Annotated in this window: 14 protein-coding genes; 8 read left to right on the plus strand and 6 right to left on the minus strand. The window is 67.4% G+C overall.

Annotated features, from left to right (window positions below):
* The 5 genes from C1933_RS15390 to C1933_RS15410 all read left to right on the plus strand — a co-directional run.
* A partial coding sequence (locus C1933_RS15390; RefSeq protein ID WP_159094004.1) for an integrase core domain-containing protein occupies nt 1-132 on the plus strand: 132 nt, incomplete at its 5' end.
* A gap of 181 nt (nt 133-313) precedes the next feature.
* Entirely contained in the window at nt 314-1,072 is a 759-nt protein-coding gene (otsB, locus tag C1933_RS15395; protein ID WP_108753952.1) for a trehalose-phosphatase, read from the plus strand.
* 39 nt (nt 1,073-1,111) lie between these two features.
* Nucleotides 1,112-2,893, plus strand: coding sequence for a glycoside hydrolase family 15 protein (locus tag C1933_RS15400; RefSeq protein WP_108753953.1), 1,782 nt, complete (start codon nt 1,112-1,114; stop codon nt 2,891-2,893).
* Nucleotides 2,890-4,254: an alpha,alpha-trehalose-phosphate synthase (UDP-forming) gene (gene otsA / locus C1933_RS15405; RefSeq protein WP_108753954.1), complete on the plus strand. Its 1,365-nt coding sequence runs from the start codon at nt 2,890-2,892 to the stop codon at nt 4,252-4,254. The genes C1933_RS15400 and otsA overlap by 4 nt, the downstream gene beginning before the upstream one ends.
* 279 nt (nt 4,255-4,533) lie before the next feature.
* Complete coding sequence (locus C1933_RS15410; RefSeq protein ID WP_108753955.1) at nt 4,534-5,838, plus strand: OmpA family protein; 1,305 nt, start codon at nt 4,534-4,536, stop codon at nt 5,836-5,838.
* Nucleotides 5,839-5,989: 151 nt separating this feature from the next.
* Here the strand turns inward: C1933_RS15410 and C1933_RS15415 are convergent, their stop codons facing one another.
* From C1933_RS15415 to rluD, 3 genes are all read right to left on the minus strand, one after another.
* The gene (locus C1933_RS15415; RefSeq protein WP_234414739.1) at nt 5,990-6,388 is read right to left on the minus strand and encodes a thiol-disulfide oxidoreductase DCC family protein; all 399 of its coding nucleotides are present in this window, start codon (nt 6,386-6,388) and stop codon (nt 5,990-5,992) included.
* A 110-nt stretch (nt 6,389-6,498) separates the two neighbouring features.
* On the minus strand, nt 6,499-7,266 hold the full coding sequence (gene pgeF, locus C1933_RS15420; RefSeq protein ID WP_108753957.1) for a peptidoglycan editing factor PgeF: 768 nt from the start codon (nt 7,264-7,266) through the stop codon (nt 6,499-6,501).
* Nucleotides 7,266-8,255, minus strand: a complete 990-nt coding sequence (gene rluD, locus C1933_RS15425; RefSeq protein ID WP_108753958.1) for a 23S rRNA pseudouridine(1911/1915/1917) synthase RluD — start codon at nt 8,253-8,255, stop codon at nt 7,266-7,268. The genes pgeF and rluD overlap by 1 nt, the downstream gene beginning before the upstream one ends.
* A 112-nt stretch (nt 8,256-8,367) precedes the next feature.
* Here rluD and C1933_RS15430 point away from each other — a divergent pair, with 112 nt between their 5' ends.
* Complete coding sequence (locus C1933_RS15430; protein WP_108753959.1) at nt 8,368-9,255, plus strand: outer membrane protein assembly factor BamD; 888 nt, start codon at nt 8,368-8,370, stop codon at nt 9,253-9,255.
* A 184-nt stretch (nt 9,256-9,439) separates the two neighbouring features.
* Here C1933_RS15430 and C1933_RS15435 read toward each other — a convergent pair whose 3' ends face one another.
* The 3 genes from C1933_RS15435 to sucC all read right to left on the minus strand — a co-directional run bounded on the left by C1933_RS15435 (nt 9,440) and on the right by sucC (nt 13,325).
* On the minus strand, nt 9,440-11,074 hold the full coding sequence (locus C1933_RS15435) for an NAD+ synthase (RefSeq protein WP_108753960.1): 1,635 nt from the start codon (nt 11,072-11,074) through the stop codon (nt 9,440-9,442).
* A 184-nt stretch (nt 11,075-11,258) separates the two neighbouring features.
* Nucleotides 11,259-12,134, minus strand: a complete 876-nt coding sequence (gene sucD, locus C1933_RS15440; protein ID WP_005410793.1) for a succinate--CoA ligase subunit alpha — start codon at nt 12,132-12,134, stop codon at nt 11,259-11,261.
* A 21-nt stretch (nt 12,135-12,155) separates the two neighbouring features.
* Nucleotides 12,156-13,325: an ADP-forming succinate--CoA ligase subunit beta gene (gene sucC, locus C1933_RS15445; RefSeq protein WP_108750894.1), complete on the minus strand. Its 1,170-nt coding sequence runs from the start codon at nt 13,323-13,325 to the stop codon at nt 12,156-12,158.
* Nucleotides 13,326-13,788: 463 nt separating this feature from the next.
* On the opposite strand from sucC, the gene C1933_RS15450 reads away from it, so the two are divergent.
* Nucleotides 13,789-15,402 carry an ATP-binding protein gene (locus C1933_RS15450; protein ID WP_108753961.1) on the plus strand — a complete coding sequence of 538 codons (1,614 nt, stop codon included), beginning with the start codon at nt 13,789-13,791 and terminating at the stop codon, nt 15,400-15,402.
* 53 nt (nt 15,403-15,455) lie between these two features.
* Entirely contained in the window at nt 15,456-16,838 is a 1,383-nt protein-coding gene (locus C1933_RS15455) for a sigma-54 dependent transcriptional regulator (RefSeq protein WP_108753962.1), read from the plus strand.
* Nucleotides 16,839-16,902 lie beyond the last annotated feature (64 nt).

The following is a 16,902-nucleotide window of genomic DNA, read 5'->3' on the forward strand; positions in this document are numbered from 1 at the left end:
CCGGACCAACGCAATTCCGTGCTGACCCAATGGCTGCACCACTACAACTGGCACCGTCCCCATATGGGGATCGGCGGCCAGCCACCTATCTCCAGAGTGCCGCTGAACAACGTAGTGGGTTTACACAGTTAGTCGACTGCTGTGGGCACCCCGCGAAAATCCCGCGCTACGCGCGATAGTCGACTGACAGTCGACTCTACCCCCATCACCCCCATCGCCCCCGTCCCCCGCTACAACCGTCGGCACCCACCATGGCAGGGCCGTAGCCTGCCCTCGACCTGGCCTACACGCCGCCGCTGGCACCCTGCGGGGCATGGCTGAACCGCTCCCCCTGCGTCCGCCACCGCCGTTGCTGGACGACGCCTGCGCGTTGTTCCTCGACGTCGATGGCACGCTTATCGAATTCGCCGCACGGCCCGATGCCGTGCACCTGCTACCCGACGTGCGTGAGGCCATCGGCCGCATCAGCGACCGCCTGGAGGGCGCCGTGGCCCTGATCAGCGGGCGCCCACTGGAACAGCTGGACCAGCTGTTCGCCCCCCTGCAACTGCCCGCCGCCGGCCTGCATGGCCATGAGATGCGCAGCGCCGATGGCCGCGTGCTGCGCGATGACCACGACGATGACACCGGCGAATGGCTGCATGCCCTGCACCAGCAGGCCATGCGCTTCGCCCACGGCTACCCCGGCGTGCTGGTGGAGGAAAAAGGCGTGGGTCTGGCCCTGCACTGGCGAGGCGCACCGCATGCCGGCGACGACGTGCGCGCGTTCGCCGAACGCCATGCGCGCGGCCGGCCGAGCTACCGCCTGCAACCCGGCGACCATGTGGTCGAGTTCGTACCGGTGGGCACCGACAAGGGCCGCGCCCTGCGCCGCATGATGCAGTACCTGCCCTTCCGCGGCCGCCTGCCGGTGTTCCTGGGCGATGACCTGACCGACGAATACGGTTTCGAAGCCGCCAACGGCCAACACGGCTGGAGCGTGCTGATTGGCGAACGCGAGCCCAGTGCCGCGGTGTTCGCCCTGCCCGACATACGCAGCGTGCACGCCTGGCTGCGTGAGAATGCCTATTGACCCCCGGCCCCCACGGCCATAACCGGATATTTCTGCGTGATGACCCAACCCGATCTTGATCTGGGCGTGGTCGGCAACGGCAGCTTCGGCGCCCTGGTCGACAAGCATGCCCGCGTGGTGTGGAGCTGCCTGCCCACCTTCGATGGCGACCCCACGTTCTGTGCGCTGCTGTCGCCGAACCAACAGGAAGGCGGCGATTTCGCCATCGAACTGGAGGATTTCGCCAGCAGCGAGCAGAGCTACCTGACCAACACGGCGATCCTGCGCACCGTGCTGCACGACCACCACGGCGGCGCGCTGGAAATCCTCGACTTCGCCCCGCGCTGGCGCCAGAACGACCGCTTCTACCGACCGGTCAGCCTGATCCGCCAGGTGCGCCCGCTGGCCGGCAGCCCGCGCATCGTGGTGCGTGCACGGCCGCTGGCCGACTGGGGCGCACGCGTGCCCGAATCGACCTGGGGCAGCAACCACGTGCGCTGGATCCTGCCCGACCACGTGCTGCGCCTGACCACCGACGTGCCAGTGCGCTTCGTGCGCGACGGCCTGCCCTTCGTGCTCAACCACCCCATCCACCTGGTGCTGGGCGTGGATGAATCGCTGAACCGTTCGATCAGCGGCTACGTGCAGGAAGCCTTCCAGCGCACGCGCGACTACTGGCGCGAATGGGTGCGCTACCTTTCCATTCCGCTGGAATGGCAGGACGCGGTGATCCGCAGTGCGATCACCCTGAAGCTGTGCCAGTACGAAGACAGCGGCGCGATCATCGCGGCCATGACCACCTCCATTCCCGAAGCGCCCGGCAGCGTGCGCAACTGGGATTACCGCTACTGCTGGCTGCGTGATGCGGCCTTCGTCGTGCGCGCGTTGAACCGTCTGGGCGCTACCCGCACCATGGAACAGTTCCTGGGCTACATCTTCAACCTGGCCACCACCGACGGCACGCTGCAGCCGCTGTACGGCATCGGTTTCGAGGCCAAGCTGGACGAAGACGAAGTGCCTACGCTGTCTGGCTACCGCGGCATGGGCCCGGTGCGCCGCGGCAACCTGGCCTGGGTGCAGCGCCAGCACGATGTCTATGGCAGCGTGGTGCTGGCTTCCACCCAGCTGTTCTTCGACCGCCGCCTGCAGGACCCGGGCGATGCCCACACCTTCGCGCGGCTGGAACCGTTGGGCGAACAGGCCTTCGCCCTGCACGACGTGCCCGATGCGGGCCTGTGGGAATTCCGCGGCCGCACCGAAGTACACACCTACACCAGCGCCATGTGCTGGGCCGCCTGCGACCGCCTGTGCAAGATCGCCGTGCGCCTGAAGCGCGATGACCGCGCGCAGTACTGGCGCGAGCGCGCCGACACCATCCATGCGCGCATCATGGCCGAGGCCTGGAGTGATGAACACGGCCACTTCACCGACACCTTCGGCGGCCACCGCCTGGACGCCTCGCTGCTGCTGCTGGCCGATATCGGCTTCATCGATGCAATGGACGCGCGCTTCATCGCCACGGTGGAAGCCATCGGCCGTGATCTGAAGCACGGAAATTCGTTGTACCGCTACGTGGCGCCGGACGACTTCGGCGAACCGGAAACCAGCTTCACCATCTGCACCTTCTGGTACATCGACGCGCTGGCTGCGATCGGCCGCATCGACGAAGCACGCGAGATGTTCGAGCTGCTGCTGAAGCAGCGCAACCATCTGGGCCTGCTATCCGAAGACCTGGCCTTCGATGGCGGCGAAGCCTGGGGCAACTTCCCGCAGACGTACTCGCACGTGGGGTTGATCACCGCCGCCATGCGCCTGTCGCGGTCCTGGCAGGAGGCCTCGTGAGTCGTCTGGTTGTTGTTTCCAACCGCGTGGCCCTGCCCGGCGAAAACCGCGCCGGCGGCCTGGCAGTGGGCCTACTGGCCGCACTGAAGGAGCGCGGTGGCCTGTGGTTCGGCTGGAGCGGCAAGAGCGTGCGCGAAGGTAGCGGCACCCTGCACCAGCAAAAGGACGGTGACATCGAATTCGTCACCCTGGACCTGAGCAAGCGCGAGGTGGATGGCTACTACAACGGCTTCGCCAACCGCACGCTGTGGCCGCTGCTGCACTTCCGCCTTGACCTGGTGGACTACGACCGCGGCACGCGCGAGACCTACCAGAAGGTCAACGCCCTGTTTGCCGACAAGCTGGCACCGCTGCTGCGCGAAGACGATATCGTCTGGATCCACGATTACCACCTGATTCCGCTGGGCGCGCTGCTGCGCGAACGTGGCATCGGCTGCCGCATCGGCTTCTTCCTGCACATTCCCATGCCCTCGGCGGATCTGCTGCAGGCCATGCCCGACCACCTGCGCCTGTTCTCGGCGCTGTACGCCTACGATCTGGTCGGCTTCCAGACCCAGCGCGATACCGACCGTTTCCAGACCTACCTGCGCCTGTTCGGCGGCGGCAAGGTGCTGGGCGACGGCCAGCTTGAAGCGCCCGGCGGCCGACGTTTCCGCGCGGCCGCCTTCCCCATCGGCATCGATACCGCGCTGATTGCCCGACAGGCCGGCACCGCCGCCAGCAAGGCCGCAGTGAAGGACCTGCGCAGCAGCCTGCGCGACCGCCAGCTGGCCATCGGCGTGGACCGCCTGGACTATTCCAAGGGCCTGCCCGAGCGCTTCCGCGGTTTCGAACGCTATCTGGAACGCCACCCCGACCAGCGCGGCTCGCTGACCTACCTGCAGATCGCCCCGGTATCGCGCGGCGATGTGAGCGAGTACCGCCATCTGCGCAGCACGCTGGAACAGATTGCCGGCCACATCAATGGCGGCCACGCCGCGCCGGACTGGACCCCGCTGCGCTACGTCAACCAGAACTTCACCCATGCCACCCTGACCGGCTTCTACCGCGCCGCCGCGGTCGGCCTGGTCACGCCGCTGCGCGATGGCATGAACCTGGTGGCCAAGGAATACGTGGCCTCGCAGGACCCGGACGATCCTGGCGTGCTGGTGCTGTCCCTGCTGGCCGGCGCCGCCGACGAAATGAAGCAGGCACTGCTGGTGAACCCCTACGACCTGGATGGCATGGCCGACGCCATCGCCACCGCCGCCACCATGTCACTGCGCCGCCGCAAGGAACGCTGGCACGCCATGATGGAGCACCTGCGCACCTACGACATCAACCACTGGCGGCGCAGCTATCTGGAGGCGCTGGAGGGGTAACCGCCGCCCCCTATGCATGTCGTAATCGGCACGAAAACGATTGCGCTTGAAACCATTCGATTGACGGTCCCCGCAGGCTCCAACGCCGTGTCGCATTCGGCACGGTTTGCCTGTAAAGCTGGCTTGGCACAAGGCGTTCGTCGTCCAGGGCTGTGCGCTCAGCGCAGCAAACGAAAGCGCCCCTCACCGACACATTTCATTTTGCGTTGACGCTTTCTGCCCAAAGTGACGCCCCCTGAAGCTCCTGCATCACGCCGGGGCACCTTGGGGATTCACCGCATGTCCGCCTACGACCGTTTCATCGCTGCAGCCACCACCCGCCTGGACCTGGGCCACCGTACCCGCTGGGTCGTGGATGTCCTGGTCGGCTGGATCGCATCGCACCCACTGGGCATGGACGGGCTGCAGCAGCAGTTCGAACAGGCCGGGCTGGGGGCGCGCTTCCAGTCCTGGCAGCGCCCCGACGCCGTCGCCCTGCCCGTGGTGGCCAGCGAACTGGAACGCGCGCTCGGTGCACATGCAATGAACGGCCTGGCGCGCCGCAGTGGCCTGTCACCGGGCGCATTCCGGGTGACCGCCTGCGATCTGCTGCCGGGGCTGATCCGGCTGCTGTCATCGTCGGCCGGGCAACCGCTGCTGCGCCGCCCTGCCCGCCGCAGCGCGCCGGCGGGCACGCCCCAGCGCATGATGGGGACCGCGCCATCGCATGCGATGTACGGCATGGCACTGCGCAGCGTGCTGTGGCTGCTGGCCGTCGGCGCCGTGCTGGCCGTCACCACCGGCCTGCTGTGGAAGGCGCGCACACCGCTGTGGAGCGCCACGACCATCGTGCCCGAACACGCCGCACGGCTGCGGCTGGAGCAGCAGGGCAGCCAGGTGCAGGTGGATGGCTGCCTGCCCACCGAAGCCGATCGCCGCCGCGTCTGGAACGCACTGGTGGCCGTACACGGTCGCCACAACCTGCGCGGTGGCATCACCCTGGACCCGCGCGCGCAGGCACCGAACTGGCTGGACCGGTTGATCACCCGACTGCCGCAGTGGCAGGGCGATGGCCTGCGCCTGGCGTTCGATGACCAGCAATTGCTGATCGATTCACAGCGCTTGCCGGACGCGCAGCGACGGGCACTTTCCCAGCAACTGCGGCAGGACTTCCCGGCACTGCAGATCAGCGGCCTGTGGGGCCCGGGCCTGGCGGCACTGGCCCAGCTTCCGCCCACTGCCGACAGCGCACAGCACGTGGCAGCGCTGAACCTGACCACGCTGAAGTTCCACCAGGGCACGAGCACCTTGACCGCCGATTCGCACGAAACGCTGGGCGCCGTGGCGACCACGCTGCGCAACGTGGCGCCGGGCGCACGGGTGGAAGTGGCCGCGCATACCGACAGCCACCACGGCACGGCCAGCGACAACCTGCACCTGAGCCAGCAGCGCGCCGACGCGGTGGTGCAGGCGCTGCAGGAACGCGGCGTGCCCGCCAGCATGCTGGTGGCCAGGGGCTACGGACAGGACCAGCCCATCGCCGACAACCGCAGCCATGACGGGCGCGCGCAGAACCGGCGCATTGGCTACCGGCTGCTGGAATGATGGGGGGCGATGCCGCCGACCGGTTGCTCGACTGCTGTTGGTAGAGTCGAGCCTTGCTCGACTGCTGTTGGTAGAGTCGAGCTTGCTCTACTGCTGCACAACCAGTCGAGCATGGCTCGACTCTACAGACAGATCAGTCGAGCAAGCTCGACTAATCCAGGAAGCGCGCGGCCTGTTCCGCGCTGGGCAGGAAGCAGGCATCGTGGCGCCCGAACCAGCGGTAGCGGTTGCGCGCCAGCACGCGGTACGCGCGGTCGCGCCACGCCTGCGGCAGCACGCGCAGCGCGCCGGCCAGCCGCCACGGCCCGCCCAGGCCGGCCAACACCCGCAGGATCGCGTCGGTGTCGGTCCAGGCGCCCTGTGCGTCCACCAGCAGGAAGGACAGCGGGTCGTTCGGGTCCAGCCCGTGCGCGCGCAACAGGCCACTGCCGTGCGCGCCCTGCATGGCGGCGAAGCGGTAGCGGCGGTGGCGGTCGAAGCGCAGCAGGAAGCGTACCCAGCGGCTGCACAGCGCGCAGACGCCATCGAACACGATCACGGCTGGCGGGATGGGGTCAGAGCCCTTTTCTGCCGAAAAGGGATCTGACCCCGCCGCGACCAAGGGGTCGGATCCCTTCCCGCCAGGGAAGGGCTCTGACCCCGTAACGGGCTCACCCCGGCTCATGCCATCCACACCAGCGTGGCCATGCGCCCGGTACGGCGATCGCGACGGTGCGAATACAGATCCGGGTCGGCCATGGTCGACACCGTGCCACCATGGATGTTGGCCGGATCCATGCCTGCGCTCTGCAAGCGCTGGCGCGCCAACGCGAACAGGTCCACCTTCCAGTGCCCCTGGCGGGTGGCCACGAATGCGGCCGCGGCCGCCGGGTCGTGGCCGACGAAGGCGTGGTACACCTCTTCGCCGATCTCGTAGTCCTGCGGTCCGGCCGCCGGGCCCAGCCAGGCGCGCAGCTGCGCCGGGGCGGTGGTCATCGCGGCCACCGTGTGTTCCAGCATGCCGTCGGCAAGCCCGCGCCACCCGGCATGGGCAGCGCCCACTTCGCTGCCATCGGCGGCGGTAAACACCACCGGCAGGCAATCGGCGGTCAGGATGGCCAGCACCACGCCACGCTCCGAGGTGACCGACGCATCGGCCACTGGTTCGCTGGCGCCTGCCTGCGGCGGCGCGTTGAAGCGCAGCACCGTGCTGCTGTGTACCTGGCGCAGCCAGTGCGGCGCCGACGGCAGGGCCAGGCCCTGCTGCAGCAGCTGGCGGTTGTGCTCCACGTTGGCCGGGGTATCGCCATCGGCAGCATGCCGGTTGCCCAGGTTGAACTGGTCGAACGGCGCCGGCGAAATACCTGCGCCGTGGCGACGGGTGGTCAGCGCCCGCACTCCCGGCGGTGCCGGCCAGTCAGCCTGCAGCAGCGGCAGTGCGGCGGCCATTACCAGCGGTCCCGTTCGCGCGCAGCGAAGGCTTCGCTGTCTTCGCGCAGCACCTTCATCAGGTGCAGCATGTCGGCCGGCACCGGCGCACTGTTGCGCACCGGCTGGCCAGTGATCGGGTGCACGAACTCCAGGGTTTCAGCGTGCAGCGCCTGGCGCTTGAAGCCGCGCAGCGCGGCCACCAGTTCGTCGCTGGCGCCCTTGGGCAGCTTCAGCGCGCCGCCGTACAGCGGGTCACCCACGATCGGGTGGCGCAGGTGCGCCATGTGCACGCGGATCTGGTGGGTGCGGCCGGTTTCCAGGCGGCATTCCAGCGCGGTGTGGGCGCGGAAGCGCTCGCGCAGGCGGTAATGGGTCACCGCTTCCTTGCCATCTTCGCGCACGCCCATCTTCAGGCGGTCGCGCGGGTGGCGGTCGATCGGGGCATCGGCGGTACCGCCGGCCACCAGCGCGCCCATCACCACGGCCAGGTACTGGCGGTGCACATCGCGCGCGGCCAGCTGTTCCACCAGCGCGGTCTGCGCTTCCAGGGTACGGGCCACCACCATCACGCCGCTGGTGTCCTTGTCCAGGCGGTGCACGATGCCGGCGCGCGGCAGCACGGCCACCGACGGGTCGCGGTACAGCAGGGCGTTCACCAGGGTGCCGCTGTGGTTGCCGGCACCGGGGTGCACCACCAGGCCCACCGGCTTGTTGATCACCAGCAGGTGCTCATCCTCGAACAGCACGTCCAGCGGGATGTCTTCGGGCTGGGCGTCGGTCTGGGTGTCCAGCACCACGGTCAGGCTCACCACCTCGCCGCCGCGCAGCGGGTCGCGCGGGCGGGCCTGGGCGCCGTCCAGCAGCACATCGCCGGATTTGATCCACTCGGTCAGGCGCGAGCGGGAATATTCGGGGAACAGTTCGGCCACAACGGCGTCGAAACGCCGGCCGGCGGCGGTATCGGGAACGATGGCCTGGCGGGCCGATTCGGAAGTTTGTTCAGACATGGCAAGGGGGATCTTTGAAATTTTGGGGTCCGGGCGGCCGGTTTCAGTCGCAGGACAGGACACTAGGCTATCATCGACCCTTCGTATTCCAGACGCGTCCCGCCTTGACCCCATGATCCGACGCTCCGCCATGCTCTCCGCGCCCGTCCGCCTCACCGCCCTGCTGCTGGTGCTGGTCATCGCCGCCACCGGTTGCCACCGCGGTGCCAAGAAGGGGGATCGCCCCGATGAAGGCACGCCTGTCGAACAGCTGTACGACAAGAGCCACGCGCTCATGAAGGGCGGCAACTGGAGCGGCGCCGAAGCCAGCTTCCGCCGTCTGGTGGCCCAGTACCCGTACGGCCCGTACACCGAACAGGCGATGATCGAGACCGCCTACGCCCAGTACAAGGCCGGCAAGCACGATGACGCGGTGTCCAGCATCGACCGCTTCATCCGCACCTACCCGACCCACCGCAACATCGCCTACCTGTACTACCTGCGCGGTCTGGCCAACTCCAATCGCAATACGGTTTTCCTGCGCCGCGTATGGTCGCTGGATCCCAGCCGCCGCGATCTGTCCACCCCGCACCAGGCCTATGCCGACTTCAACATCGTGGTGGACCGTTACCCGAACAGCCGCTACGCCGCCGATGCGCGCCAGCGCATGATCGTGCTGCGTGACGTGTTCGCCCAGCACGAGCTGGACAACGCCCTGTACTACCTGCGCCGCGAAGCCTATGTTTCCGCCGCCGGCCGCGCCAACTACCTGCTGGAAACCTACCCGCAGAGCGCGTACCAGTACGACGCCGTGGCGGTGCTGGGTGAAGCCTACACCCACCTGGGCAACAAGACGCTGGCCGACGATGCCCGCCGCGTGCTGACCCTGAACCAGCCCACCCACCCGTGGCTGGAAGGCAAGTGGCCCAAGTACCCGTGGATGATCCGCAAGCTGAACCCGTTCGCCGGCGAGAAGTCCGCCAGCACCGGCCAGCGCAACGCACGGCTGGAAAAGAAATAAGAAAGCGAAGGGCCCCGCAAGGGGCCCTTTCCTTTTGTAGCGTCGAGCCATGCTCGACGGCGCGCGGCGTTTGGGCGCTGGGGATGCCCCATCCACGCATGGCGTGGATCTACCGGAGAGCCTCGCCGAACACCGTGCGGACCAAGGTCCGCACCTACCGGGGAAGGGGTGGCGCGGGCCGCCCTTATCCCTTGAACCCGTTGCTGATCGGGTACCGGCGCTCGCGGCCGAATGCCCGGCGCGACACCTTCGGCCCCGGCGCGGCCTGGTGGCGCTTCCACTCGCTGATGCGCACCAGGCGCAGCACCCGGTCCACCACGGCCGCGTCGTAGCCGGCCGCCACGATCTCCGTGCGCGACTGCTCCTGGTCCACGTAGCGGTACAGGATGCCGTCCAGCACGTCGTAGGCCGGCAGCGAATCCTGGTCCAGCTGGTTCTCGCGCAGCTCGGCCGACGGCGGGCGGCTGATCACCGCCGGCGGAATGACCGGCGCGCCGCCCACGGTGTTGCGCCACTTCGACAGCCCGAACACCTCGGTCTTGTACAGGTCCTTCAGCGGCGCATAGCCACCGCACATGTCGCCATAGATCGTGGCGTAGCCCACCGCGTATTCGCTCTTGTTGCCGGTGGTCAGCAGCAGGCCGCCGAACTTGTTGGCCAGCGCCATCAGGATCACGCCGCGGCTGCGCGACTGCAGGTTCTCTTCGGTCACATCCGGCGTGGTGCCTTCGAACATCGGCGCCAGCGATTCCATCAGGCCCTTGAAGGCCGGCTCGATCGATACCGCTTCCAGCTTCACGCCCAGCGCCTGGCACTGCTCGGCGGCCAGATCGTTGGACATGCCGGCGGTGTAGCGCGAGGGCAGGCGCACGGCGGTCACGTTCTCCGCGCCCAGCGCATCCACGGCCAGGGCCAGAACCAGCGCCGAATCGATGCCGCCGGACAGGCCCAGCCACACCTTCTTGAAACCGTTCTTGCGGCAGTAATCCTGGATACCGCGGGTCACCGCGCGCCAGGCCAGCGCATCCATGCTCTCGTCGCCATCGTCCATCCACACATGCGGCAGGAAGCGGCGGCTGGCGCCGTCGTAGTCCACCACCAGCCACTGGTCCATGAAGGCCGCCGCGGCCGGGTGTACCGTGCCATCGCCATCGGCCACCACCGACGCACCGTCGAACACCAGGGCGTCCTGGCCGCCCACCACGTTCAGGTAGGCAATGGCCGCCCCGCTCTCGCGGGTGCGCGCGGCCAGCACGGCGTCGCGCTGGGCATGCTTGCCGCGCTCGTAGGGCGACGCGTTGGGCACCACCACCAGCTGCGCGCCGGCCTGCACGGTGTCGGCCATCGGCTCGGCGAACCACAGGTCTTCGCAGATCAGCAGGCCCACCGCAATGCCGTTCACTTCGAACACGCAGCTGCCGCCATCGGGGTCGACATCGAAGTAGCGGCGCTCGTCGAACACGGCGTAGTTGGGCAGCTCGCGCTTGCGGTAGGTCTGTTCCACCAGGCCATCGCGCAGCACGCTGGCGGCGTTGTAGACCACCGCGCCGGCGGCCTGCGGCCAGCCCACCACGGCGGTGATGCCACGGCAGGCGGCGGCGATGCGGGTCATCGCCTGCTCGCATTCGTACAGGAAGCCCGGGCGCAGCAGCAGATCTTCCGGCGGGTAGCCGCTGACCGCCAGCTCGGGGAACATCACCAGCTCGGCGCCGTACTCATCGCGCGCCTGGCCGATCATCTCGATGATGCGTTCGGAATTGCCGGCAACATCGCCGACCGGGAAATCGAACTGCGCCATCGCGATACGGATCGAAGCCATGGGGGTCCAGCCTGTGGTTGCAATGCACCCATTGTAACGCCGGGGTCAGATCCCGTTTGCGCCGCAAAGGGGCTCTGACCCCGCCCCGGACGCACAAAGGCCGCCCGGAGGCGGCCTTTGTATCAAGCAAGTCGAGCATGGCTCGACTCTACAAAATCGTGCCGGCCAGAGGCCGGCGACGATCTTATTTGACCAGCTTGGCGATGGCGGCGCCCAGGTCGCCCGGCGAGCGGACGGTGACGACACCGGCAGCTTCCATGGCGGCGAACTTGCCTTCGGCCGTGCCCTTGCCGCCCGAGGCGATCGCACCGGCGTGGCCCATGCGCTTGCCGGCCGGAGCCGACGCACCGGCGATGAAACCGACAACCGGCTTCTTCACGTGGTTCTTGATGTACTCGGCGCCGGCTTCTTCAGCGTCACCGCCGATTTCGCCGACCATGATGATGCCTTCGGTCTGCGGGTCTTCGTTGAACAGCTTCAGGCAGTCGACGAAGTTCAGGCCGTTGATCGGGTCACCACCGATACCGATGCAGGTGGACTGGCCCAGGCCGACTTCGGTGGTCTGCTTGACCGCTTCATAGGTCAGGGTGCCCGAACGCGACACGATGCCGATCTTGCCCGGCTGGTGGATGTGGCCCGGCATGATGCCGATCTTGCACTCACCCGGGGTGATGACGCCCGGGCAGTTCGGCCCGATCAGCACGGTGTCCGGATGCGAACGGGTCAGCACGTTCTTCACGCGCAGCATGTCCAGCACCGGGATGCCTTCGGTGATGCAGACGATGACCTTGATGCCGGCAGCAGCGGCTTCCAGAATCGCGTCAGCTGCGTACGGCGGCGGCACGTAGATGACCGACGCGTTGGCGCCGGTGCTCTGCACGGCGTCGGCAACGGTGTTGAAGACCGGCAGGTCGATATGGGTGGTGCCACCCTTGCCCGGGGTCACGCCGCCAACGACCTGGGTGCCGTACTCGATCATCTGAGTGGCGTGGAAGGTGCCCTGCTGGCCGGTGAAGCCCTGCACGATCACCTTGGTGTTCTTGTTGATCAAAACAGACATGGTAATTCCTTGGTGTCGGTATCAGGCGGCGTTCTTGACAGCTTCAACGATCTTCTTGGCGCCATCGTTGATGTTGTCAGCCGGGATGATGGCCATGCCGCTGTCACGCAGCAGCTGCTTGCCTTCTTCCACGTTGGTGCCTTCCAGGCGCACCACGACCGGAACCTTGACGCCCACTTCCTTCACGGCGGCGATGATGCCTTCGGCAATCATGTCGCAGCGGACGATGCCGCCGAAGATGTTGACGAAGATGCCTTCGACCTTGTCCGAGGACAGGATCAGCTTGAACGCTTCGATGACGCGCTGCTTGTTGGCACCGCCGCCCACGTCCAGGAAGTTCGCCGGCTCGCCGCCGTTGAGCTTGATGACGTCCATGGTGGCCATGGCCAGGCCTGCGCCGTTGACCATGCAGCCGATGTTGCCGTCCATGGTGACGTAGTTGATGTCCAGTTCCGAAGCGATCACTTCGGTCGGATCTTCCTGGGTCTTGTCGCGCATGGCGACCAGGGCCTTCTGGCGGAACGCGGCGTTGTCGTCGCTGTCGAACTTGCCGTCCAGCGCGTACAGGTTGCCGTCGTCCAGGATGGCCAGCGGGTTGATTTCAACCAGGGCCAGGTCCTTTTCATTGAACAGGCGGTACAGGTTCACCATGATGCTGGCGAACTGGCCGGCCTGCTTGGCGGTCAGGCCCAGCTTGAAGCCGAAATCGCGGCCGTGGTAACCCTGCACGCCTTCGACGAAGTCGACGTTCAGCGAGTGGATCAGCTCCGGGGTTTCAGCAGCAACCTGCTCGATCTCCACGCCGCCTTCCGAAGAAGCGATGTAGGTGATGGTCTTGGTGCCACGGTCAACCAGCACCGACAGGTACAGTTCCTTGACGATCTCGCCGGCGGTGGTCACCAGCACCAGGTTGACCGGCAGTTCAACGCCTGCGGTCTGGTAGGTGGCCATCTTGGTGCCGAGCATCTTGGCCGCAGCGGCCTTCACATCGTCGGTGGTCTTGCAGAACTTGACGCCGCCAGCCTTACCGCGGCCGCCAGCGTGGATCTGCGCCTTGACCATCCAGGGGCCCTGGCCCAGAGCGTTGGCAGCGGCAACCGCCTCGTCCGGGGTCGCAGCGACCTTGCCGGCCGGGACCGGAATGCCGTATTCGGCAAGCAGTTGTTTTGACTGGTATTCGTGGAAATTCATGCGTCACCGTGGGAATAGGAACGACCGCACGCAATTCCTCAGGGGCCCCGGCGGGGCGCCGGCATGGACCGCGGCGGGCCCACTATTGTGGCCGAGCCGGCGCCGGGGCGCAAAGAAGTATGGACAAATGGCCAGACCCGGGCAGATTTCCGCCGTCATTCAGGCAGTTGCGGGCGCCGGGCGGGCCCGGCCACGCGCCCACCCGGGCCCGATTGCGCAGGAAATCGCTTCCACAGGCCTATACTGGACCCGGTAGCGTCGAGCTTGCTCGACGGGTGATCTGTAGCGTCGAGCCATGCTCGACGGGCGATCTGTAGAGTCGAGCCATGCTCGACTGCTTTGCCGAAGCAGTCGAGCATGGCTCGACTCTACAATGCGGTTCCGATGATCGGGGGAACATCGGCTACGCTGCAGGCCACCGCCGTCAAACCCAGTTCCAGGCAGCCAGAAGGGGAGTTCCGGCGTGTCACCCAGTGCTTCATTGATCGACCGCATCGAATCGATACCGCGGCGTGAGCTGTACTTCTTCGCCCTGTACCGGGTGCTGATCGCGTCGGTCATCGCCGCCCTGCTCTACAGCCCGTTGTCGGCCATGGTCGGCGAAGCCCACCACCCGCGCCTGGCCTATGCTGTGGGCGGCGCGTACCTGGGCCTGTCGCTGCTGTGGTTGCTGATCGGCCGCAGCGAGCGCTGGCTGCGCCCCACCGTGGTCGGTGGCGTGCTGCTGGATATCGTCGCCGCCAGCCTGCTTGCGCACGCCCTGCCCGGCGCCAGCGCCGGCATTTCGATGTCGCTGCTGTTCAACATCGCCGCCGCCGCCACCCTGCTGCCGCTCAGCTGGGGCCTGTGCCTGGCGCTGGCCGCCAGCGTGGCCACCGCCGCCGAATACCTGTGGAAGGTGCTGGAAGGCGGCGACCCCACCCGCACCCTGGCCGAACTGGCCATGTTCGCCACCAGCTACCTGGCGCTGGCCTTCATCAGCTACCAGGTGGGCAACCGCGCCCGTCGCAACCAGCAGCTGGCCAACCAGCGCGGCGACGAAGTGGCCAACCTGTTCCAGATCAACGAACTGATCATCCGCCGCATGCGCACCGGCGTGCTGGTGGTCGATGGCGAAAACCGCATCACCCTGGCCAACGAAGCGGCCTCGCTGCTGCTGGGCGACAACGATGGCGTGGGCGAAACCGGCCGCCTGGACCTGACCAGCATCGCCCCGGAACTGGCGCGCCGCCTCAACCGCTGGCGCAACGGCTGGACCCAGGACGAACTGCCGCTGCAGCTCAACCCCGACCAGCCGGAAGTGCAGCCGCGCTTTGCCCGCCTGCTGGCCGGCAGCGATCTGGCCCTGGTGTTCCTGGACGATTCCAGCGTGGTCTCGCGCCGCGCCGAATCGCTCACCCTGTCGGCCATGGGCCGCTTCTCGGCCAGTCTGGCCCATGAGATCCGCAACCCGCTGGCCGCCATCAACTACGCGGTGCAGCTGCTGGAAGAAGGCACCGGCTTCAACGAAAGCGACCGCCGCCTGCTGCAGATCATCCACCAGCAGTGCCAGCGCACCAACAGCATCGTGGAAAGCGTGCTGGGCCTGGCCCGGCGCGAACGCGCCACCCCGGAAAACGTCGATCTGGCCGCCTTCGTGCGCCGCTTCGTGCTGGAGTACAAGCAGGGCCAGACGCTGGAAACGGACAGCATCGAACCGATCATCACCGACACCTCGGTGCCGGCGCAGGTGGACACCCGCCACCTGTACCAGGTGCTGACCGTGCTGGTGCACAACGCGCTGAAGTATGGCCGCGTGGGCCAGCAGCCGGCACGCGTGCGCCTGCGCGTGGCCCTGCACGAGCGCAACGCGGTGATCGACGTGATGGACCGCGGCCCCGGCATTCCCGAAGCGGTGGCCGCGCAGTTGTTCCGCCCGTTCTTCACCACGTCCGAGCACGGCACCGGCCTGGGCCTGTATATCGCCCGTGAGCTGTGCCGCGCCAACCAGGCACGCCTGGATTACATCCCGGTGCCGGCCGGCGGCTCGTGCTTCCGCCTGGTCCTGCCGGGCCCGCACACCCTGCTTCCCACCTGATCCAGCGCGTCAAGTATTTGTCGCCTCCGCCCCCCTCGGCTATCTTTCCGCCCATGAACGAAACCCGCAGCGCTCTCATCGTCGACGATGAACGCGACATCCGCGAACTGCTGGTGCTGACCCTTGGCCGCATGGGCCTGCGCATCAGCACCGCCGCCAACCTTGCTGAAGCGCGCGAGCTGCTGGCCAGCAATCCCTACGATCTGTGCATTACCGACATGCGCCTGCCCGATGGCAACGGCATCGAGCTGGTGAGCGAGATCGCCCACCACTACCCGCGCACCCCCGTGGCGATGATCACCGCCTTCGGCAGCATGGATCTTGCGGTGGAAGCGCTGAAGGCAGGCGCCTTCGATTTCGTCAGCAAGCCGGTGGATATTTCGGTGCTGCGCGGGCTGGTGAAGCACGCGCTGGAACTGAACAACGCCGAGCGCCCTGCTACCGGCCCGGCCGCCGAACAAGCCGCGCGCCTGCTGGGCAGTTCGCCGGCCATGGACGTGCTGCGCACCACCATCGGCAAAGTGGCCCGCAGCCAGGCCCCGGTCTACATCCTGGGCGAATCGGGCGTGGGCAAGGAACTGGTGGCACGCACCATCCACGCCCAGGGCGCCCGCGCGGCCGGCCCGTTCGTGCCGGTGAACTGCGGCGCCATTCCCAGCGAGCTGATGGAAAGCGAGTTCTTCGGCCACCGCAAGGGCAGCTTCAGTGGCGCCCACGCCGACAAGCCGGGCCTGTTCCAGGCCGCCCATGGCGGCACCCTGTTCCTGGACGAAGTGGCCGAACTGCCGCTGCAGATGCAGGTGAAGCTGCTGCGCGCGATCCAGGAAAAATCGGTGCGCGCGGTGGGCGCGTCGAACGAAGAACCGGTGGACGTGCGCATCCTGTCGGCCACCCACAAGGACCTGGCCGAGCTGGTCGAAGACGGCCGCTTCCGCCACGACCTGTACTACCGCATCAACGTGATCGAACTGAAGGTGCCGCCGCTGCGCGAGCGCCGCCAGGACCTGCCCGACCTGGCCGGCTCCATCCTGGCACGGCTGGCCCGCAGCCACGGCCGTGGCACCCCGCTGCTGGCACCGTCGGCGCTGGACGCACTGGCCCAGTACGGCTTCCCTGGCAACGTGCGCGAACTGGAAAACATCCTGGAACGCGCCCTGGCACTGGCCGAAGAAGACCGCATTGGCGCCGACGACCTGCGCCTGCCGCAGCACGCCCCGCGCACCGCCGCGGGTGGCCAACCGGCCGTAGTGGCCGAAGCCGTGGCCGACCTGCAGCCCGGCAATGCCGCCCTGCCCTCGTACATCGAGCAGCTGGAACGCAGCGCCATCCAGCGTGCGCTGGAAGAGAACCGCTGGAACAAGACCCGCACTGCCGCGCAGCTGGGTATCACCTTCCGCGCGCTGCGCTACAAGCTGAAAAAGCTGGGAATGGAATAAGGGCCGGAAGGCCCCGGGGTCGGATCCCTTTCCGCAGGAAAGGGCTCTGACCCCATTGGGCTTG

Origin of the sequence: Stenotrophomonas sp. ZAC14D2_NAIMI4_6, assembly GCF_003086875.1 — a bacterium.
Lineage (GTDB): Bacteria > Pseudomonadota > Gammaproteobacteria > Xanthomonadales > Xanthomonadaceae > Stenotrophomonas.